Here is a 761-nt window from a genome sequence, read left to right on the forward strand (position 1 = left end):
GCGCTTTGCCCCGGACAATCTGATCTTCGACGCGCGCAATGCGAATTTCATCGCCGTCGTCGACCGCAAGACACGCAAGATCGCCTGGACGCTCGGCCCGCATTTTCCGCCGGCGCCGGCGCTGGCGTCTTCCCGCAAGGTTCCGCGCCCGGTCGATCAGATCTCCGGCCAGCACGACGCCCATATCATTCCGAAGGGACTTCCGGGCGCCGGCAATCTTCTCGTCTTCGATAATCAGGGCGAGGCCGGCTATCCGCGCGCGGCGCTGCCTTTCATCGGCGGATCGCGCGTGCTCGAGATCGATCCGGTCACCAAGGAGATCGTCTGGCAATATACCGGCGCGAGCTCCGGCCGGCCCGACTACACCTTCCGCAGCACGCATATCAGCAATGCGCGACGCCTGCCCAACGGCAACACTTTCATCGACGAAGGGCAGTTCGGCCGCTTCTTCCAGGTGACGCCGGCGGGCGAGATCGTCTGGGAATATGTGAATCCCTATCCGCGCCGCGGCGTCGATGCGGAGACCGGCCGGCCGACGCTGGATTACAGCGTCTATCGCGCGCAGCCGGTTCCTTATGACTGGGCTCCGGCGGGAACGCCGCATTCCGAGGCGTCGGTGACGCCCCCGGAGAATGTCGCCTTTCGACTCTTCTCCGCGAGATGACGAACGAGCCAGGGAGGATTCATTGCCTGACGCTGTGACAGTCGAGACGCGCGTCACGCGCATCATCGTCGAAGGGCGCGTTCAGAATGTCGGCTAT

The 761-nt window shown here is 64.3% G+C and carries 1 protein-coding gene; it reads left to right on the forward strand.

The genetic code is table 11. The features are described from left to right. Nucleotides 1-664 (forward strand): aryl-sulfate sulfotransferase (locus tag K3F48_RS23850; RefSeq protein WP_222577921.1); only part of this gene is annotated, 664 nt, incomplete at its 5' end. Nucleotides 665-761: the final 97 nt, after the last annotated feature.

The organism is Methylosinus sp. Sm6 (genome assembly GCF_019802345.1).
Classification (GTDB): Bacteria; Pseudomonadota; Alphaproteobacteria; order Rhizobiales; family Beijerinckiaceae; genus Methylosinus.